The sequence below is a fragment of the Nocardioides endophyticus genome (assembly GCF_039543845.1).
GTDB classification, from domain to species: Bacteria; Actinomycetota; Actinomycetes; order Propionibacteriales; family Nocardioidaceae; genus Nocardioides; species Nocardioides endophyticus.
Genome location: NZ_BAABKN010000040.1, coordinates 1 through 19,898, shown reverse-complemented (window position 1 = coordinate 19,898; position 19,898 = coordinate 1). Strand labels below are relative to the sequence as shown.

Annotated in this window: 18 protein-coding genes; 5 read left to right on the top strand and 13 right to left on the bottom strand. The window is 70.9% G+C overall.

The window, feature by feature from the left end; all coding sequences use genetic code 11:
- The first annotated feature begins 85 nt into the window (after positions 1-85).
- Together ABEA33_RS26470 and ABEA33_RS26465 are read left to right on the top strand one after the other, a co-directional pair.
- Positions 86-1,453, top strand: a complete 1,368-nt coding sequence (locus tag ABEA33_RS26470; RefSeq protein ID WP_345530145.1) for a glycosyl hydrolase — start codon at positions 86-88, stop codon at positions 1,451-1,453.
- Between the two features lie 55 nt (positions 1,454-1,508).
- The gene (locus ABEA33_RS26465; protein WP_345530144.1) at positions 1,509-2,636 is read left to right on the top strand and encodes a glycerophosphodiester phosphodiesterase; all 1,128 of its coding nucleotides are present in this window, start codon (positions 1,509-1,511) and stop codon (positions 2,634-2,636) included.
- On the opposite strand, the gene ABEA33_RS26460 is transcribed toward ABEA33_RS26465, so the two are convergent.
- The 5 genes from ABEA33_RS26460 to pyrG are packed head-to-tail and all read right to left on the bottom strand — an operon-like array spanning position 2,633 to position 9,588.
- Positions 2,633-5,188, bottom strand: coding sequence for a DEAD/DEAH box helicase (locus ABEA33_RS26460; protein WP_345530142.1), 2,556 nt, complete (start codon positions 5,186-5,188; stop codon positions 2,633-2,635). The genes ABEA33_RS26465 and ABEA33_RS26460 overlap by 4 nt on opposite strands.
- 5 nt (positions 5,189-5,193) lie before the next feature.
- Entirely contained in the window at positions 5,194-6,201 is a 1,008-nt protein-coding gene (xerD, locus tag ABEA33_RS26455; RefSeq protein WP_345530141.1) for a site-specific tyrosine recombinase XerD, read from the bottom strand.
- Positions 6,119-7,246: an alanine dehydrogenase gene (ald, locus tag ABEA33_RS26450; RefSeq protein ID WP_345530140.1), complete on the bottom strand. Its 1,128-nt coding sequence runs from the start codon at positions 7,244-7,246 to the stop codon at positions 6,119-6,121. Before ald ends, xerD begins: the two co-directional genes overlap by 83 nt.
- 48 nt (positions 7,247-7,294) lie before the next feature.
- A complete protein-coding gene (locus ABEA33_RS26445) occupies positions 7,295-7,897 on the bottom strand; it encodes an NUDIX domain-containing protein (RefSeq protein WP_345530139.1) in 603 nt (200 codons plus the stop codon).
- A gap of 5 nt (positions 7,898-7,902) precedes the next feature.
- Entirely contained in the window at positions 7,903-9,588 is a 1,686-nt protein-coding gene (gene pyrG / locus ABEA33_RS26440; RefSeq protein ID WP_345530138.1) for a CTP synthase, read from the bottom strand.
- A 344-nt stretch (positions 9,589-9,932) separates the two neighbouring features.
- On the opposite strand from pyrG, the gene ABEA33_RS26435 reads away from it, so the two are divergent.
- On the top strand, positions 9,933-10,520 hold the full coding sequence (locus ABEA33_RS26435) for a zinc metalloprotease (protein ID WP_345530137.1): 588 nt from the start codon (positions 9,933-9,935) through the stop codon (positions 10,518-10,520).
- A gap of 11 nt (positions 10,521-10,531) precedes the next feature.
- Complete coding sequence (locus tag ABEA33_RS26430; protein ID WP_345530136.1) at positions 10,532-11,248, top strand: hypothetical protein; 717 nt, start codon at positions 10,532-10,534, stop codon at positions 11,246-11,248.
- Here the strand turns inward: ABEA33_RS26430 and ABEA33_RS26425 are convergent.
- From ABEA33_RS26425 to ABEA33_RS26395, 7 genes are all read right to left on the bottom strand, one after another.
- Complete coding sequence (locus ABEA33_RS26425) at positions 11,241-12,095, bottom strand: copper transporter (RefSeq protein WP_345530135.1); 855 nt, start codon at positions 12,093-12,095, stop codon at positions 11,241-11,243. The two genes, ABEA33_RS26430 and ABEA33_RS26425, sit on opposite strands and share 8 nt — an antisense overlap.
- Entirely contained in the window at positions 12,092-13,276 is a 1,185-nt protein-coding gene (gene steA / locus ABEA33_RS26420; RefSeq protein WP_345530134.1) for a putative cytokinetic ring protein SteA, read from the bottom strand. Before steA ends, ABEA33_RS26425 begins: the two co-directional genes overlap by 4 nt.
- A gap of 85 nt (positions 13,277-13,361) precedes the next feature.
- Positions 13,362-15,110 carry a DNA repair protein RecN gene (recN, locus tag ABEA33_RS26415; protein ID WP_345530133.1) on the bottom strand — a complete coding sequence of 583 codons (1,749 nt, stop codon included), beginning with the start codon at positions 15,108-15,110 and terminating at the stop codon, positions 13,362-13,364.
- Positions 15,103-16,083: an NAD kinase gene (locus tag ABEA33_RS26410; RefSeq protein WP_345530132.1), complete on the bottom strand. Its 981-nt coding sequence runs from the start codon at positions 16,081-16,083 to the stop codon at positions 15,103-15,105. Before ABEA33_RS26410 ends, recN begins: the two co-directional genes overlap by 8 nt.
- The gene (locus ABEA33_RS26405; RefSeq protein ID WP_345530131.1) at positions 16,080-16,919 is read right to left on the bottom strand and encodes a TlyA family RNA methyltransferase; all 840 of its coding nucleotides are present in this window, start codon (positions 16,917-16,919) and stop codon (positions 16,080-16,082) included. Before ABEA33_RS26405 ends, ABEA33_RS26410 begins: the two co-directional genes overlap by 4 nt.
- 2 nt (positions 16,920-16,921) lie before the next feature.
- A complete protein-coding gene (locus tag ABEA33_RS26400; protein WP_345530130.1) occupies positions 16,922-17,140 on the bottom strand; it encodes a hypothetical protein in 219 nt (72 codons plus the stop codon).
- A 10-nt stretch (positions 17,141-17,150) separates the two neighbouring features.
- Positions 17,151-18,152, bottom strand: coding sequence for an HAD-IIA family hydrolase (locus ABEA33_RS26395; protein ID WP_345530129.1), 1,002 nt, complete (start codon positions 18,150-18,152; stop codon positions 17,151-17,153).
- Positions 18,153-18,199: 47 nt separating this feature from the next.
- Between ABEA33_RS26395 and ABEA33_RS26390 the strand changes: the two genes are divergently transcribed.
- Positions 18,200-19,321 (top strand): DUF1015 family protein, encoded by a 1,122-nt coding sequence (locus ABEA33_RS26390; protein WP_345530128.1) that lies wholly within the window; start codon positions 18,200-18,202, stop codon positions 19,319-19,321.
- On the opposite strand, the gene ABEA33_RS26385 is transcribed toward ABEA33_RS26390, so the two are convergent.
- The gene (locus ABEA33_RS26385) at positions 19,296-19,655 is read right to left on the bottom strand and encodes a single-stranded DNA-binding protein (protein ID WP_345530127.1); all 360 of its coding nucleotides are present in this window, start codon (positions 19,653-19,655) and stop codon (positions 19,296-19,298) included. The genes ABEA33_RS26390 and ABEA33_RS26385 overlap by 26 nt on opposite strands.
- Positions 19,656-19,898 lie beyond the last annotated feature (243 nt).

The window sequence follows — 19,898 nt, the reverse complement described above, 5'->3', positions numbered from 1 at the left end:
GGCCGTCCGTGGGCGGTACCTGAGGGCTCGCCGCGACTTGTCCTGAGCACTCACCGGATGTCCTACCCGACACTAGGCTGATCCGGTGCAACGGTGGGGTGCCGTTCGGCTCGTACTGACCGGGTTGCTCGCGGTGGGACTGATCGCGTCCGGGGCGGCCTCTGTTGCGCGCCCGCACAAGCCGCCGAAGGCGACGCTGACGGCACGCGTCGCCCCCGGCACCGTCCCGGTCGGTGAGCCCGCGACCCTCGACGTCCGGCTCCGGCCGGCCGCGCGTGGTGTCCGGCTGGTGGTGCAGCGCCGTGCCGAGGGCCGGTGGGTCACCACCGCGCGTCCCCGGACCGACGCCGACGGCACCGCCCGGCTCCGCCTGTCGACCGCGGTCGCGGGCGAGCAGCGGTTCCGGGTGCTGCGCAAGTCCGTGCGCCGTGACCGGCGCGCGACCTCTCCCGTGACCAGCCTGAACGTCTCGGAGTCCCCGCCCCGCTGCACCCCGCGACCCGCTCTCGTCGACCCCCAGGCCGGTCCCGCCGCCCGTTGCCTCGCTGCCCGGCTCGACCGGTGGCGGGCGGCCGGCGCGATGGGCGTCGGGCAGCAGCTCAACGTCTCCACGAGTGCGTACGCCGACCCCCTGACCGTCCTGGGCGCTCGTCAGGTCCGCGTGGTCGGCTTCGACCTGGAGGAGCTGGCCGCGAGCCGGGACTACGGCTTCCCGGTGGCGCCGGTCGATGCACTGATCGCACAGGCTCGGGCCGGCGCCGTGCTCAGCATGTCCTGGCATCCGGCCAACCCGGGCAGCGGCGGCGCCTACAACGACCGCGGCTGGCACGACCTCGGCGCGCTCGTCGACCATCCCGAATCCGCGGCGTACCAGTCGTTCTGGGCGGTGTACGCCGAGCGCCTCGTGCTCCTCCAGCAGCTCGATGCCGCGGGTGTCGCCGTCGTCTTCCGCCCGTTCCACGAGGCCAACGGCGACTGGTTCTGGTGGGGACACCCGGACCCGGCCCTCTATCGCAAGCTCTGGTCGCTCCTGCAGCAGAAGGCCTGGGCAGCTGGCGTGCACAACCTGCTCTGGGCCTACAGCTTCAATGCCGTCACCGGCGACCACATCGGAGATCCCGTCAGGCTGCTCCCGGCCAAGTTCGACCTCGCCGGCATGGACTCGTACGACTACGAGTCGAACGCCCCGGCTGACGAGCTCCCCGTCGGCGGCTACGACGCGGTCGCGGCCAAGGTGAAGCGGATGGCGATCACCGAGGCCGGCCCGCACGACAGCCCCGATGGCGCCTGGGACCCTGCCGTCATCTCCCGCGCCGCACGCACCCTGGCCACTCCGCCCCTGTGGTCAATGCTCTGGTTCGACGACGGCGGCGGCAAGAAGCAGATCGGCTCGCTGAAGCGCGGTCGCACCTGGCTGAACTCCTGCCGCGGCGGGTTCTGCTCCGTCGGGTAGGCATCGTTCACCCCGTCCTCGCCCGCAGGTCACCTGCGCCGGTTTCCATCGAGGCATGACTACTCGGATCATGCTCGGCGCCCTCGGCGCCGCCCTCACCGTCCCGCTCATCGCGATCGCGCCCGTCCAGGCGCACGACCACCGTCCCGTCCACGACCACGGGGCCGGGCACGGCCACCATGCCGTGCCCCAGGTGTTCGGGCACCGCGGCGCCTCCGGCTACCGACCCGAGCACACGCTCGCGTCGTACCGCCTCGCCATCGAACTCGGCGCCGACTACGTCGAGCCCGACCTGGTCTCCACCAAGGACGGCGTGCTCGTCGCCCGCCACGAGAACGAGATCAGCGGCACCACCGACGTCGCCGCCCACCCCGAGTTCGCGAGCCGGCGCACCACCAAGACGATCGACGGCCGGGCGGTCACCGGTTGGTTCACCGAGGACTTCACGCTCTCCGAGCTCAAGACCCTGCGAGCCAAGGAGCGCCTCCCGCAGGTGCGCCCCGACAACACGGCGTACAACGGCCGGTTCGAGGTCCCCACCTTCGCGGAGGTCCTCCGCCTCGTGCAGCGCGAGGAGCGTCGCACCGGCCGCACCATCGGCATCGCCCCGGAGACCAAGCACCCGACCTACTTCGACTCCATCGGGCTCTCCCTCGAGGAGCCGATGCTGCGCACGCTCGACCGGTTCGGGTTGGACTCGAAGCGTGACAAGGTCGTCATCCAGTCCTTCGAGATCGGCAACCTCCGCCAGCTCGACCGGATGACCAAGCTGCCGCTGGAGCAGCTCGTCGACGCTGCCGGAGGACCTGTCGACCAGCCCGGCACGACGTACGCCGCCATGGTGACGCCGAGCGGGCTGCGCTCGATCTCGCGGTACGCCGACTGGGTCGGCCCCAACAAGGATCTGGTGCTCCCCCGCGACCCGGCGACCGGCGCCACCGGCGAGCCGAGTGCGCTCGTCGACGACGCCCACCGCGCCGGGCTGAAGGTCGTGGTCTTCACCCTTCGCAACGAGAACCAGTTCATGGCGACCAACTTCCGGATCGGCACCGACCCGAACGCCGACGGCGACGTCCACGCCGAGCTCACGGCCTTCCTCGACGCCGGTGTCGACGGCCTGTTCGCGGACTACCCGGACGCCGCCGTCGCCGCGCGCGACGACTGGCTGGACGAACGGAGCTAGCCGCCCAGCCGCTGCATCGCGACCGCCGCCAGCACCAGCTCACCGGTCTCGTCCGACGCGTCCACGTCCACGACCCCGTCGATCACCCAGTCGTGGTGACCCTCGGGGTCGTGGATGGTCTGCCGCACCTCCCAGGCACGGCCGGACTCGGTGACCGTGAGCAGCGCCGGCCCGCGGGCGTCGGCGTCCAGCAGCACCCGCTCGTGCTCGGCGTAGTACTCCTCGAGCGCCGCGTCCCAGGCCGAGCGCGTCATCACCACCTCGGCCGGCGGGTCGGTGCGGTCCGCGGCGGCCCGCTCCATCGCGATCAGGCCGTCGAGGTTGTCGCGCGCGACCAGCTCGACGCGGCGCCACATGGCGTTGCGGATCATCACGCGGAAGGCGCGAGTCTGCTTCGAGATCGCGCGCGGGGACGGCGGCGGCTCGTGGTGCGCGACATCCGTCCGGACGTGCGAGGGGTCCGACAGCGCCTCCCACTCGTCGAGGAGCGAGGAGTCGGTCTGTCGCACGGTCTCCCCCAGCCACTCGACCAGGTCGTCGAGCTCGGGCGTGCGGTGCGCCTCCGGCACGGTCTGCCGCAGCGTCCGGTAGGCGTCGGTCAGGTAGCGCAGCACCAACCCCTCCGAGCGGGCGAGCTGGTAGCGGCTCACGAAGTCGGTGAAGCTCATCCCCTGCTCGTAGATCTCGCGCACGATCGACTTCGGCGACAGCGCATCCTCTCGGAGCCACGGGTGCCGCTCGCGATAGATCTCGTACGTCGCGGTGAGCAGCTCGGCCAGTGGCTGCGGCCAGGTGACGTCCTCGAGCAGCAGCATCCGCTCCTCGTACTCGATGCCGTCGGCCTTCATCTCGGCGACCGCCTCGCCGCGCGCGACGTACTGCTGCTGGAAGAGGATCTGCCGCGGTCCCTCCAGCACCGCCTCGATGACCGAGACGATGTCGAGCGTGTAGTCCTCGGACTCGGGATCGAGCACGTCGAGCGCCGCCAGCGCGAAGTGCGCCAGCGGCTGGTTGAGCGCGAAGTCTGCAGGCAGGTCGACGGTCATCACGTAGCGCCGCCCGAACTCGTCGAGCTCGTCCAGCCGCGTCAGCGTCCCCGACCGCACCAGCGACCGCGCGAGCCGCAGCGCACGCCGGGCCAGCCGAAGCTGCTGGCGGCGGTCCTCGTGGTTGTCCATGAGCAGCCGGCGCATCACCTCGAACGCGTCCTCCTCGCGAGCGAGGACGTTGATCAGCATCGCGTTGTCGACCTTCATCCGCGACACCAACGGCTCGGGCAGCCCGTCGACGAGCTTGTCGTAGGTCTGCTCGGTCCACACGACGGTGCCCTCGGGCGGCTTCTTGAGCTGCGCCTTGCTGCCCCGCTTCGCCTGCTTCTCGGCGCTCATGGCCGCGTTCTTGGCGGCCGACTTGGCCTTGGCCCTCTCGTTGGCGATGGTGTGCTCAGGAGCCTGTACGACGACGTACCCGGCCGTGTCGTAGCCCGCCCGCCCGGCGCGGCCCGCGATCTGGAGGAACTCCCGGCTGCGCAGCACTCGCGACCGGTTGCCGTCGTACTTCGCGAGGGCGGTGAAGAGCACGGTCCGGATCGGCACGTTGATGCCGACACCCAGGGTGTCGGTGCCGCAGATGACGCGGAGCAGCCCGGCCTGAGCCAGCTGCTCGACGACCCGGCGGTAGCGCGGCAGCATCCCCGCGTGGTGCACGCCGATCCCCCGCCGCAGCAGCTTGGAGAGGGTCTTGCCGAAGCCGGCGCCGAACCGGAAGCCCGCCAGCCGCTCGGCCAGCTCGTCGCGCTGGGCCTTGTCGGCGGAGGCCCACCCGGCGTTCAGCAGCGACGTCGCGCCCTCGACCGCGTCCTTCTGGGTGAAGTGCACGACGTAGACCGGTCCCTGCCCGGTCGTCACCAGCTCCTCGAGCGTCTCGATGAGCGGCGTCAGCTGCCAGGAGAAGTTCAGCGGCACCGGGCGTACGGCGTCGTCCACGACGGTCGTGTCCCGACCGTTGCGCCGGGAGATGTCCGCAGCCAGCTCCGTGACGTCGCCGAGGGTGGCCGACATCAGCAGGAACTGCGCCTGCGGCAGCTCCAGCAGCGGCACCTGCCAGGCCCAGCCGCGGTCGGGCTCGGCGTAGAAGTGGAACTCGTCCATCACCACGAGCCCGACATCGGCGTGCTTGCCCTCGCGGAGCGCGATGTTGGCGAGCACCTCGGCGGTGCAGCAGATGATCGGGGCGTCCGGGTTCACCGACGCGTCACCGGTCAGCATCCCGACGTCGTCGGCGCCGAAGACCTCGCACAGCGCGAAGAACTTCTCGCTCACCAGCGCCTTGATCGGTGCGGTGTAGAAGGACACCCGGTCCGAGGCCATCGCCGCCTTGTGCGCGGCGACCGCGACCAGCGACTTCCCCGACCCGGTGGGCGTCGCGAGGATGACGTTGTCGCCGGCCAGGATCGACAACACCGCCTCCTCCTGGTGCGGGTAGAGCTCCAGGCCGAGACCCCCGGCGTACGCCGTGATGTCGTCGAGCACTGCGTCGGCGTCGTACGTCATCAGGTCTAGTCTCTGGCTCTCGGGTGGGCGGTCGCGAAGACCTCGCGGAGGTTGTCGACCGTGACGAGCGTATAGACCTGGGTCGTGGTGACCGAGGCGTGACCGAGCAGCTCCTGCACGACGCGGACGTCGGCGCCGCCGTCGAGCAGGTGGGTGGCGAAGGAGTGCCGCAGGGTGTGCGGCGAGACGTCCTTGGTGACGCCCGCGCGGTCGGCGGCCTTCACCAGGACCGACCACGCCGATTGACGAGATAGCCGGCCACCGCGGGCATTGAGGAAGAGCGCTCCTCCGTTGGTCGCCAACGCCTCGACCGACGCCAGCTCGGGCCGGCCGCGCACCAGGTAGGCGTCGATCGCCTCTCGAGCGAAGGAGCCGACAGGGACGATCCGCTCCTTGCTGCCCTTGCCCCGCAGCAGCACGGTGCCGTCCATCGGGTCCAAGTCATCCACGTCGAGACCGACAGCCTCGGAGATGCGAGCGCCGGTGCCGTAGAGCAGCTCCAGCAGCGCCCGGTCGCGCAGCGCCAGGGTCGTCCCCGGCGCGCCCGCCACCTCCAGGATCGCCTCGACATCGGCGAGCGGCAGCGCCTTCGGCAGTCGCTTGGCGGGCGTGGGTGGCTTCACGCCGCTGGCCGGGTCGGTCGAGGCCAGGCCGTCGGCGACGGCGAACTTGTGGAAGCCCCGCACCGCCACCACCGTCCGCGCCGCAGACGTCGACGTCAGCGCGGGGTGCTCGGCGTCGCCCTCGCGAAGCCGCACCAGGAAGTCGATGACGGTCGCCTCGGTGACCTGGTCGAGGTCGTCGACCTCGCGCTCCGCGAGATAGCCGACGTACCGACGCAGGTCGCGCCGGTACGACGTCAGGGTGTTGGCCGCGAGCCCGCGCTCGACCGAGAGATGGTCGAGGTAGGTGCGGACCGCGCGCTGTACGTCACTCAGCGAGGACTCCGTCCAGGCTGACGGCGTCGATGCCGACCGCGTCGCCGACCGGTCCGTTGGTGAGCTGCCCGGCATGGGTGTTCAACCCCAGCGCCAGCGACCGGTCATCACGACACGCCTGCGCCCAACCCTTGTCAGCCAACGCCACCGCATACGGCAACGTCGCATTCGTCAACGCATACGTACTGGTGTTCGGCACCGCACCCGGCATGTTCGCCACGCAGTAGAACGTCGAGTTGTGCACCTGGTACGTCGGATCGGCATGCGTCGTCGCATGCGTGTCCTCGAAACACCCACCCTGATCCACCGCGATGTCCACCAGCACCGAACCCGGCTTCATCTCCGAGACCAGCTGGTTCGACACCAGCTTCGGCGCCGCCGCACCCGGGATCAACACCGCCCCGATCACCATGTCCGCCTCACGCACCTGCTGCTCCAACGCCAGCTTCGAGCTGGCCAGACCGTGGACCCGGTTGTTGTAACGCCAAAACGACATCCGCAGCTTGTCCAGGTCCGTGTCCAACAACGTCACGTCCGCGCCCATCCCCAGCGCGATGTTCGCGGCGTTCTGGCCCGACACCCCGGCACCGATGATCACGACCTTCGCGTTCGCGACCCCACCGACACCACCCATCAGCACACCCCGGCCGCCCTGCGCCTTCAACAACGAGTACGCACCCACCTGCGGCGCCAGACACCCGGCGACCTCCGACATCGGATACAGCAGCGGCAGACCACCAGACGGCAGCTGCACCGTCTCGTAGGCGATCCCGGTGACCCTGCGCGCCAGCAGCTCGTCGGTCAACGGCTTGTCCGCGGCCAGGTGCAGGTAGGTGAACAGCGTCAGCCCCTCCCGCATCCGGTGATACTCCTCCGCCACCGGCTCCTTGACCTTCAGCACCATCTCGATGCTGCCGTCCGCACCCCACGCCGCATCCGCGTCCGCCACGATCACCGCGCCGGCCGCGACGTACTCCTCATCCGGGATCGAGGACCCCACACCCGCACCCTGCTCGATGAAGACCTCATGGCCATGCGCGACCAGCTCATGCACCCCGATCGGCGTGATCGCCACCCGATACTCGTGGTTCTTGACTTCCTTCGGAACGCCGACCTTCACGTGAAGCTCCTTCGGTGATCTGTGCCACGACGCTGTGGCGACACGAGCCTAGTCCCGTGCGCGAGCCGATCCGGCTAGACCGCGCCCCGTCACCACCAGTACGGCGGTCGCGAGGTGACCGTCGACCGGACCGCCCGCGAGCACCGCGTCGGCGAGCTCCTGCACGGGCACCCAGCGGACCTGCATCTCCGCCTCCTCGTGCTCCGGCTCGAAGTCGCCTCGACCCACCTCCGTGAGCCCGCGGGCCAAGAAGTAGTGCCCGACCTCCTGGGAGATCCCCGGCGAGGAGTAGGACGAGACCAGGTGCGTCCACTCGGCGGCCTCGAAGCCGCCTTCCTCGACCAGCTCGCGCTGCGCCACTCCGAGCGGCTCCTCGCCGTCGACATCGCACAGCCCTGCCGGCAGCTGCAGCAGGGAGCGCTCGACAGGGTGCCGGTACTGCCAGAGGCAGAGCGCCCGATCCTGGTCGTCGACCGCCAGGACCACCGAGGCGCCGGGGTGCTCCAGGACCAGCCGGCTGAACGGCTCGTCCTCGGAGTGGCCCGGCCGCTGCAGCTGGTCCTCTCGTAGCTTCACCACCCAGCCGCCGTCGTACCGATGCTCGCTCTCGACGACTGGCCACGCGGCGGCGGGGCCGGCGAGCTCGGGCACCCGGCTCAGTCCTCGTCCGCGCGGTGCAGCTTGCTCTCGTCGATCGGGAAGCGCAACTCCTTCTGCCGCTCGATCGCCGCGCCGACAAGCCCGGCGAAGAGCGGGTGCGGGCGGGTCGGGCGCGAGCGGAGCTCGGGGTGTGCCTGGGTCGCCACGTAGTAGGGGTGCACGTCGCGGGGCAGCTCGACGTACTCGACCAGGTTGTTGTCCGGCGAGGTGCCGGAGAAGACCAGGCCGGCCTCCTCGAGCTGGTCGCGATAGCTGTTGTTGACCTCGTAGCGGTGCCGGTGCCGCTCCTCGATCATCGGCTCGCCGTACACCTCCCGGACGATCGAACCCTCCTTGAGGGCGGCCGGGTAGAGGCCGAGTCGCATGGTGCCGCCCAGGTCGCCGGCGCCCTCGACGAAGTCGACCTGCTCGGCCATCGTCGCGATGACCGGCTCCGGGGTGTCCGGGTCGAACTCGGTGGAGCCGGCCTTCGTCAGGCCCAGCTCGGTGCGGGCGTACTCGATCACCATGCACTGCAGGCCGAGGCACAGGCCGAGCGTGGGGATGCCATGGGTGCGGGCGTAGGTGAGCGCGCCGAGCTTGCCCTCGATGCCGCGTACGCCGAACCCGCCCGGCACGCAGATCGCGTCGACGTCGTGCAGGTTGCGGGCGGCGTCGTGCGGGGTCGAGCACTCGTCGGAGGCGATCCAGCGGATGTTGACCTTCGCCTCGTGGGCGAAGCCGCCGGCGCGCAGCGCCTCGCCCACCGAGAGGTAGGCGTCGGGGAGGTCGATGTACTTGCCGACCAGGGCGATCGTGACCTCCTCCTTGGGGTGGTGCACCCGGCGGAGCAGGTCGTCCCAGACGGTCCAGTCGACGTCGCGGAACGGCAGGTCCAGGCGGCGTACGACGTAGGCGTCGAGACCCTCGCGGTGCAGCACCTTCGGGATGTCGTAGATCGACGGCGCGTCCGCGGCGGTGACCACGGCCTCCTGGTCGACGTCGCACATCAGCGAGATCTTGCGCTTGATGGACTCCGGGAGCTCCCGGTCGGCGCGGCAGACCACGGCATCCGGTTGGATGCCGACCTGGCGCAGCGCGGCCACCGAGTGCTGGGTGGGCTTGGTCTTGAGCTCACCGGACGGGCCGATGTAGGGCACGAGCGAGACGTGCAGGAAGAAGACGTTGCCGCGACCGATGTCGTGGCGCACTTGACGCGCGGCCTCGAGGAAGGGCAGCGACTCGATGTCGCCGACCGTGCCGCCGACCTCGGTGATCACGACGTCCACGTCGGGGCCGCCCATGGCCAGGACGCGTTCCTTGATCTCGTTGGTGATGTGCGGGATCACCTGCACGGTGTCACCGAGGTAGTCGCCGCGGCGCTCCTTGGCGATCACGCTCGAGTAGACCTGCCCTGTCGTCACGTTGGCGATCTGGCCGAGGTCGGTGTCGAGGAACCGCTCGTAGTGGCCGATGTCGAGGTCGGTCTCGGCTCCGTCGTTGGTGACGAACACCTCGCCGTGCTGGAACGGGTTCATCGTCCCCGGGTCGACGTTCAGGTAGGGGTCCAGCTTCTGCATGGTCACGCGGAGACCGCGCGCCTTCAGAAGGCTGCCGAGGCTCGAGGCCGTCAGGCCCTTCCCGAGAGAAGAGGCGACGCCCCCAGTGACGAATACATGCTTGGTGGGCGTCCGGTTGTTCACGGAACTCGATCCTACGTGAGGGGGACGGCTCCCGACGAACCCGACGCACCGAAGGATCCGCCCGAGTCGTCAAAGACCGGACCAGCGCGACCGTCGCGGTCACCGACCACCTAGCTTGTCACCCGCGTTGCAAGAACCCGGAGTACTTCCCGATCCTTCTACATGCGTCGCCGCGAATCGTTCGATGCCGGGTCGATGGACCCTACAGTCGAACCAAGGTGGACGAAGAAGCTGACGCCAACCACGTCCGACGTCCATTGGTCGACCACGGAGGTGTGGCTGGTGGAAGGTGCCGACGTCTCAGGCGAAACTCGGCGAGGGATCCACGACGGATCTTCAGTCGGGTGGGCCGATTCACTGGGCTCGGGCGCGCTGGCCTGGTCAGTGGCATCGCGATCCTTGTACTTCCGATGCTCGGATCGAGTCCCGCCCACGCCACCTTCGGTTCCGTTGCGGGCGGGCCTTGGTTGGCGAACAACAAGAGTCACAGAGTCGACTACTTCGACACGTTGACCAAGACGGGCGACATGACCCAATGGGCGCTCAACAACCAGTTTCCGCGGTTTGGCTTCACCTGGACGTATGTCGACGGCTCGGACTTCGACGTGCGCATCATGGACGGCGAGTTCGGGGACGTGGCGGCCTACGGATGGACCGATTGTCCGGCGTCCGCAACGCTAGGCGGAAGCCACCCCAACCGCTGGTGTTATGGCCAGGTGCTGCGGATCAACTACGCCTTGTCGGGATCCTGGGATACGACCTGGGAGCGGCGCGCACTTGCCTGTCACGAACTCGGACACACCGTCGGCCTTCGGAACGAAGACGCTTCCGATACATCGAGTTCCTGCATGAAGACCAACACGACTCCGAACAACTCGCTGGCGAACACCTACTCCGCGGAGGACGTCAACCAAGTCTTCGCCAACTACTAGGAGCGGCGGGCATGCTTACTCCCATTCGCCTGGCTACGGCGACAGTGATGCTCATGTTGCTCACGGCGTGCGGCAATGTCGCGGGCGAGACGAGCCCTTCGGCCGGTCCGTCGGCACCATCCTCGGTTGCCACCGACAGGCTCGCGCGGGACACCGGCGCCGATGTCGGCACCGAGAAGGAATCCAGTCCGTGGGCTGTCCACTACATCAACGGCTGGGAGGTCGAGTCGTACGGCTCCCTGGCGAGCCTGGTGAGGTCGGCGGACCTTGTTGCCCTCGGAACGGTGGTCGCCGTGAAGCCGGGGCCGACCTGGGTCGAGTCCGAAGGGGACGAGACCATGACCTCCGAGATCACCGCCTACACCGTTGAGCTGACCGACGTCCTCAGCGGCAAGCCGGTCGGATCCACCCCCGGCCGAATCACGCTCGAGTTCGGGCCGAACTCGCCGGATGCGGTCGAGGGTCGCACAGCCGTCGTCGGCGAGTCTTCGCTGTTCATCCTGCGCCGCAAGGGCGCCCCGATCCCCTCGATCGGGAGGCTTGAGCCCATGAAGCAGGACTTCGCGCGCGAGGTCTATCGTGTCGTCAACTCGATGGGCGTGATCGCCGATGTCGACGGCGCCGCCGCTCTGCCGCTCGGGGACCCGGACCAGGCGTGGGCCGAGGAGCTTGAGCGCGGGTCGTTCGCCGAGGCGCTGGAGCACGTACGGGCCGCAGTCGTCAGCTGAGGGGGACGGCTCCCGACGAACCCGACGCACCGAAGGACCCACCAGGAACGGTCAGGGACCGGATCAGCGCCAGCGTCACGGTCACCTGACCGAGCGCCGTGTCGGCTCCGTCGACGGTCGCCGCTGCCTCGACTGCCGGGTTGGCACGCAACGTCACGAGGTCTCCCCCGGACGCACCGGCGGCGGTGTCGCCGGCGACCACCACCCCGGTCGCCTTCGCGGCCAGGCCGCTCGCGAGGCCCGAGAGGATCGCCGGGTCGGTGTGGTCACCGAGGACCACGAGGACGACCTCGGCGGGCTTGGCGTCCTTGGACGTGTCGACGAGCTCCGCTCCGGCGAGGCTGTCCCGGACGGCTTGTGCATCCGCTCCGTCACCGGTCGACGCCAGGGCCAGGAGCTGACCGAGTCGGGGGTACGTCGAGGCGTCGGAGTCGACGGCGTCCCCGACCTGGGTCATCAGCTGGCTGCCGAGCGTGTCGACGAGCGACTTCTGGGCGGGGTCGGTGAGCGCCGGGCGGGCGGCGTACGTGCCGGAGACCTGGCCTCCAGCCGCGCTCACCTGCTCGGTCAGGGCCGCCGTGGTGTCCGCCTCGGCACCCGGCATGGCGATGACCGCGACCCGATGATCGGCGAGGCGTCCGGCGTACAACGTCCCGGCCGACGCCGCGGCGAACTGGTCGCCGAAGTCGGCGGTGCGCCGCGCCTGCTGCGCCGGAGCGGTCGCCGCCGATGCTGCCCGGTCTTCGCGGCCGAGGTCACTGAGCGGGCCCCCTCCAAGCACCACCCCGACGGCGAGAGCGAGGAAGACGGCGACGAGCGACACGATGTGGTGTCGGTAGGAGATCACGAGAACAGCCCCAGTGCTTGGTCGTAGAGGTCGGAACAGGTGTCGGCGAGTGTCTGCGCCCACTCATGGCCGACCGGGGTCACGGAGATGGCCGCCGCCAGCGCGACGAAGCCCGCCAGCATCACCAGGAGCAGGTGCCACGGCCGGACCCGGCCGGAGTACAGGTGCGGCACGGCCGCGGCGTCGACGAGCCGGGGTCCCAGCTTGAGGCGGGTCAGGTAGGTGCCCGCTGCACCCGGTCGCTGGCTGTCGAGGAGCTCGGAGATCGTGGCGCGCATCCCGACGGCGACGATGATCGTCGGGTCAGCCGCGTCGGCGAGCACCAGAGCCGCGTCGGCAGGCGCTGCTGCGGTCTCGATCAAGGAGGGGCGGACCCCGAGCCGCTCGATCTGCTCGGCGACCGCGGGAGTGCTCCCACGGTCCGCACGGACCACCACGTCCCGGGCACCGCGCAGTGCGGCCGCCGATGGCAGGTCCTCGGCGGCGTCGACGACCACGATGTCGACGCGTACGCCGGCCCGGCGCAGCGCGTCCGCGGCCGCGCCGACACCGATGACGACCGGGTGCTGCTCGCGGAGGAACGCACGTACGCCGGCAAGCTCGGCCTCGTGGTCGTACTCGAGCGCCACCACGACCACCGACCGGCCCGCGATCGGGGTGGCCAGTCGGGGTACGCCGAGGCCGTGCAGCAGCAGGTCCTGCTCGCGGCGCAGGAGCTCGGTGCTGTTGTGCGTCAGCCCGCTCAGCTGCGTGGCCAGCCCGGTCCGGGCCAGCTCCATCTCCTCTGCGACCGAGTCCTCGTCCAGGACCCGTCCGCTCGCGACCTCGACGCCGCCGACGAAGACGGCACCGTCGTCGATCCGGACCTCGGCGCCGTCGGTGATGCCGGCCACCCCCGACGCACCGATGCCGTCGACGATGACGACTCCAGCCGCGGCGAGGGTCTGCGGGCCGAGGTTCGGGTAGCGGCCGGAGATGGTCGCGGCAGCGTCCACGACGGCGACCACGCCGGCGTCGACCAGAGCCTGGGCGGTGCCGCGGTCGAGATCGAGGTGGTCGATCACCGCGATGTCGCCCGGGCGCAGCCGAGGCAGCAGGTCGCGGGTACGACGATCGACCCGCGCGGTCCCGACCGTCCCGGGTAAGGCGTCGACAGGACTTCTCTGGACCGATGACTTCATAACGCGGGCCATGCTGCCAAGCCGCGACGGGCGAACGCCGAACCGCCGGGAACCGGGCGCGTCGGTGTGAGGACCGCCACCCAGTTCAGGCTCGGCGGACCTCCTGGGCCACCTCGAGCAGCTCGCGGGCGTGCGCCAGCGCGGTGTCGGAGTCGGCCATGCCGGCGAGCATCCGGGACAGCTCCCGCTCCCGCTGGGCGTCGTCGAGGACGGTGAGACCCGAGCTGGTGACCGAGCCGTCGGAGGCCTTCTCGACGACGACGTGCCGATCGGCGTACGCCGCCACCTGCGGCAGGTGCGTCACGACCAGCACCTGGGCGGTGCGGGCCAGCTGCGCGAGCCGGCGGCCCACCTCGACCGCCGCGGCACCGCCGACGCCGGCGTCGACCTCGTCGAAGACGAACGTCGGCACCGGACTGGTGCCGGCCAACGCGACCTCGAGCGCGAGCATCACGCGGGACAGCTCACCGCCCGACGCACCCTTGCTGAGCGGGCGCGGCTCCGAACCGGTGTTGGCGGCGAGCATCAGCTCGACCTCGTCGATCCCGGACCCGGTGTGCCGCAGCCAGCGGCCGTCGACGAGCAGCGGCCCGTGGATCAGCTGCTCCGGCTTCGGCACCTCGACCTGACGCACCTCGATCGTGAGCCGGGCGTGCGGCATCGCCAGCAGGGTGAGCTCGGCGGTCACCTCCGCGGCCAGCCGGCCGGCGGCCTCGGCGCGGGCCGCGGACAACGCGGCCGCCGCGGCGGCGAGCTCTCGGCGCAGGGTCTCCTGCTCGCCGCGCAGCTCCTCGATCCGCTCGTCGGTGTTGTCGAGGCTCAGCAACCGGGTGGCCGACTGCTCCGCCCAGGCGAGCACCTCGTCGATCGTGTCGCCGTACTTGCGGGTCAGCGCCGTCAGCGCCGCCCGTCGTTCGGAGACGCCGGCGAGCCGAGCGGGGTCGGTCTCGATCCTGGAGGCGTACGACGCGACGTCGGCCGCCAGATCTGACAGCAGGTAGGTGAGCTCGGCCAGCCGGTCGGCCAGCTGCCCCGCCTCCGCGTCATGCTCGCGGACCCCGTCGAGCAGCGTCCGCGCGGCGTACGCCGTCGTGAGCGCGTCCGGGTGGCCGTCCTCGCTCGAGAGCGCCTCGCGGGCCTGCTCGGCAGCGGTGCGCAGGGTGTCGGCGAAGCCCAGCCGGGTCTCGTCCGCCTCCAGGGTGACGTCCTCCCCCGGCTCCGGCGACACCGCCTCGATCTCACCGAGCCCGAACCGCAGCAGGTCGGCCTCCTGCGCTCGCTCGCGAGCCGTGGCGACCACCTCCTCGAGCTCGGTCTCGGTGGTCTGGAGCCGTCGGTGCAGCTCGGTGTACGTCGCCAGCAGCGCGGTCAGCGGCGCCCCGCCGAACCGGTCGAGTGCCTCGCGCTGGGCGCGGGCCTGCAGCAGCCGGTGCTGGTCGGACTGGCCGTGCACGGCGACCAAGGGCTCGGCGACCTGCGCGAGCGCCGTCACCGGCACCGAGGCACCGCCGACGAACGCACGAGACCGGCCCTCGGCCGACACGTTGCGGGCCAGCACGACGCGGTCGTCCTCGACGACGCCGCCGGCATCGTCGACCGCCTCAGCGAAGCCCGCGAGCCCGTCGAGGCGGACGACCCCCTCGACCCGCGCCGTCTTCGCCCCGGTGCGCACCGCACCGGTGTCGGCCCGGCCACCGAGCAGCAGCCCGAGCGCGGTGACGATCATCGTCTTGCCGGCTCCGGTCTCACCGGTGATGACCGTGAGACCCGGACCGAGCTCGAGCGTGGACGACTCGATCACCCCGAGCGAGGAGATCCGGATCTCCTCAAGCATCGGTCTCCTCCGCCATCCGGCGGCGTCGCTCGGTCGAGCCGCGCCAGCCCTCGACCGGTAGGCCGAACTTCGCGACCAGTCGGTCGGTGAACGGCGCCTCGTGCAGCCGCACCAGGCGGACCGGCACCTCGCCGCGGCGTACCTCGATCCGGGCACCGGGCGGCAGCTCGACGGTCCGGCGACCGTCGCACCACAGCACGCCGGCACCGTCCGTGCGCGCCAGCACCTCGACCGCCATCACCGAGGTCGGCGCGACCACGAGCGGTCGGGCGAAGAGCGCGTGCGCGCTGATCGGCACCAGGAGCAGGGCCTCGACGCCGGGCCACACCACCGGCCCGCCGGCACTGAAGTTGTACGCCGTCGAGCCGGTCGGCGTCGCGCACACGACTCCGTCGCAGCCCCACCGCGAGAGCGGTCGGCCGTCGATCTCGACGACCACCTCGAGCATCCGCTCTCGGGCCGCCTTCTCGACGCTGGCCTCGTTGAGCGCGAACGTCCGGGCGATCACCTCGCCGTCGCGGTGCACGGAGACGTCGAGCGTGAGCCGGTCCTCCCAGGTGTAGCGACGGTGCACGACCGCGTCGATCGTCGACTCCAGGTCGTCGTACTCCGCCTCCGCCAGGAAGCCGACGTGCCCGAGGTTCACGCCCAGCACCGGCGTGAGGGTCCCGTGGATCAGCTCCGCGGCACGCAGGATCGTCCCGTCGCCCCCGATGACCAGCACCAGCTCGCAGCCGCCGCTCGGATCTGCGTCCGGCGCGATCTCGATCCCGTCGCCGCCGGGTTCGAGCCCGAGGCCGGCTGCTTCGGAGGGGAACAGGCGCACCACGATCCCGTGGGCGGTCAACGCCTTGGTGAAGGCGCGGGCGACCTCGCGCGCCTCGTCGCGGCCGGTGTGCGCGACGAGCAGGACGCGGCGGCCCTCGGCCGCGGCGCCCGTCGACTCGTTGGCCGGCTCGGTGCTGGTGGTCACGGATCCACCTTCTCACCCGCAACCCCCAGTGGGTCGGCTGCCACCACGGCGCTGTGGATCTGTTCGTCTGAGAGCTCGGCGGCACCGTGGCGCAGCCAGAGGAAGAACTCGACGTTGCCGGACGGCCCCGGCAGCGGGCTCGTCGCCACCATCCGGGCTCCCCAGGCCCTCTTTGCGGCGGCTGACGCGACCCCGAGCACCGTCTCGGCCCGGTGCTCCGGATCGCGGACCACGCCGCCCTTGCCGAGGCGCTCCTTGCCGATCTCGAACTGTGGCTTCACCATCAGCGCCAGGTCTGCTTCAGGTACGACGACTCCGAGCAGCGCGTCCAGGACCAGCTCCAGGGAGATGAACGACAGGTCGCCCACCACCACGTCTACCGGCCCGCCGATCAGCTCGGGCGTCAGGTCGCGGATGTTGGTGCGGTCGTGGACCGATACCCGCTCGTCCTGCCGCAGGCGCCAGGCGAGCTGGCCGTAGCCGACGTCCACCGCCACCACCTCGCGCGCGTCGTGGCGCAGCAAGACATCGGTGAACCCACCCGTCGACGCTCCCGCGTCCAGGCAGCGCCTGCCCGCCACCACGAACCCGTGCGGCTCGAACGCCGCCAGCGCCCCGGCCAGCTTGTGGCCGCCGCGCGAGACGTAGTCGGGCCGGTCCGGGTCCTCGCTGACCACGATCGCGACGTCGGTGGTGACGCCGGTGGCCGGCTTGGTGGCCTGGGCTCCGCTCACCTTCACCCGGCCCTGCGCGATCAGCTCGCTGGCGTGCTCGCGCGAGCGGGCCAGCCCGCGACGCACCAGCTCGGCGTCCAGACGGAGGCGTCGAGGGGGCACGGTCAGGCGGGCTCGGTCGGCGGGTCGGTGTGGTCGAGGGCGCGGCGCAGCTCCGCGTGCGCCGCCTCGAAGACACCGACGTGCTCCTCCAGCGGGCGCTCCTCGAGCTCCTCGACCGCCCGGATCACGTCGTCGACCGAGTCGACTCCGGTCCGCACCCGCTCCGGCTCGGGCGGCGTGGCCTCGGGCTCGTCGGGGACGGGCAGGTCGGTCTCACTCATGCGCCCGAGGCTACCCCCCTGAAGGCGGCGTGACGCCGTCCAGGGCCACCGGCTCGCCGACATCGTCCAGGTGCTGCCACGCGGTCGCGGCGACGACCCGCCACCAGTCCTCCGGACTCCCGTCGCCGATCACGACGAGGCGACCGTCCGCGGTGGCCCCGCACCAGCCACCCAGGCGGTGCTCGCCCGCCTCGCACGACGGCGATGGGTGCGGTGCCAGCAGCCCGCCGAGATCGGGTGCGACGTAGGTCGGTCGCACCGCCTCCGGCGCTGCCACGAGCTCGGCGAGCCCCGTGACACCCGTCAACACCAGGAGCGAGTCCAGGCCGATGCGGCGGGCACCCTCGATGTCGGTGTCCAGCCGGTCGCCGACCATCAGCGGCCGCTGGCCACCGACCCGTCGTACCGTCTCGTCGAGCAGCGGCCGCTCGGGCTTGCCGGCGACCACGGGCTCGACGCCGGTGAAGTCACGCAGCATCGCGACCTGCACGCCGTGCCCGGGCGCGACCCCGAACGCCGTCGGGATGGTGTGGTCCGCGTTGCTCGCCACCCACGGCAGGCCCTCTCGGATTCGCACCGCTGCGCGCATGATCGCGCTCCATCGCACGTCCGGGCCGTACCCGGTGGCGATGGCCTCGGCATCGTCCTCAGCGCCTACCGGCTCCAGTCCGGCCGCGCGGAGCACCTGCTCGAGGCCCTCCGAGCCCAGGCACACCACCCGCGCGCCGACGCCGAAGCGCTCAACCAGCAGCCGCGCCGCGGCCTGCGCCGACGTGACGACGTCGTCCTCCTGCGCCTCGACCCCGAGGTCGCGCAGGTGTGAGGCCACTCGTTCCGGAGTCCGAGCCGCGTTGTTGGTGATGAACGCCAGCTTCATCCCGGCCTCGCGAGCTGCCGCCAGGTGCGGCGCCGCTCCCGGCACCGCTTCCCCGCTGATGTAGACGACTCCGTCCAGGTCGAGCATGGCCAGGTCGTATCCGCGACAGAGCGCCTCGTCCGACGTGCCGAGCACAGCGCCTCCTCCGCGTCGTGGTTGTGGCCGCACCCTACGATGCTTCGATGGACTCCGGCGTCGTGGCCACCCCCACTCTGGTGGCCCGCCCGTTCCGGCTGGAGCCCTTCCGGGCGCTCATGCTCGCGCCGAACCGCATCGGAGCCCAGGCCTCGGCACGGTCCTTCGGTCGGCCCTACCGTGACGTCGCAGAGCGCTTCGCGACCTGGCAGCGCGCCGGCCAGGTCACCCACGACGACCAGCGAGCGCTGTACCTGCACGAGTACACGACGTCCGGCGTCACGATCCGCGGCCTCGTCGGCGCATTGGACTTGACCCGAGACGCCACGAACCTCGATGAGGTCGCCGTCTTCCCGCACGAGGGCGTGCATCCGCCACAGGCCACCGAGCTCGCCGACAGGATGGCCGAGATGGCCATGAACCCGGCCCCGATCCTGCTCACGCACCAGGCACCTGCTGAGCTGCGCAGGCTGCTCGACAGCGCTCGAACCGGTGCGGCCGACCACCAGTTCACCGACCGGTCCGGGCAGTACCACCGCGTCTGGGCGATCCATGACGCCACCGTCCTCGACCGCGTCCGCCACAAGCTCCGCGACGTTCGCGCGTTGATCGCCGATGGCCACCACCGCTACGCCGCGTACGGACAACTGCGCGCCGACCACCCCGGCCTCGCACCGGGCACCGACGCGGGCCTGGCCATGCTCGTCGACCAGGAGGACACCCCGCTCTTCCTCGGTGCGATCCATCGCATCCTGGCAGGGCTGTCATTGGCCGACCTCGAACAGCTCGGATCCGCCGTCCAGATGGCCGCCGGACCCCAGGACGCCATCGCCGCCCTGGCACCCACGACCGTCGTCGTGACCGACGGGCACGACTGGGCAACCCTCGAGCTCCCGCGAGCCGACGACCGGCTCGCAGTCGAGATCCTGCACGAGGACGTACTGCCGACCCTGCCGCAGCCGTCGGCAGACATCGGCTATGCCCACTCCGTCGATGACGCCCTCAGCGCGGTCGCCCGACGCCGGGGACTCGCCGTGCTGATGCCGGTCCCCGCCTTCACCGACGTGCTTCGAGCCGCCGAGCACGGTCGCCTGCTGCCGGAGAAGGCGACCTCCTTCCAGCCGAAGCCCAGCGTGGGCGTCCTCATCCGCTCCCTGCGCGACGAATGACCTTGCCGCGACTCACCTCCACCTCCACGCGTGAAGCCGCGCCGCCGGCGGTCCGGAAGAACCGGCGTCGCACTGCACCGGCAACCTCCACGACGTCGCCGGACCGCCACGACGCGACCGACCGTCGCGCGCGGGAGCTCCAGGCAGCGCACTCGATGGCGTCGACCGTGCTGCGTCCCGACGATGCCGGCCGCGGTACGACTACCCGGAACGTCCAGAGCACGTCGCCACTGGGAAGCACTCGCTCCTCCGGCGCCTGGGAGACCCGTCCGACCAGGCGGACCTCGTTGACCGCGACTTCAGACACGGACCGGCTCTTCTGCCGTGCTGGCATGCACACCACCTCCACACACCACAAAACCGGGCCACACCGACAGAGCGGTTGCCAGCGACGGCGTGCCGGTGGAGAACGCTGTCTGAAGGCTCCCTGTGGACGACATGCGGCCCGTCGTCCGGCAGCAAACTGCCCCGAAATGCGAAACAGGGCCACCCCCAACGGGGTGGCCCTGTTCGAAAGAATGTCCGGCGGCGTCCTACTCTCCCACAACCTCTCGGTTGCAGTACCATCGGCGCTGAA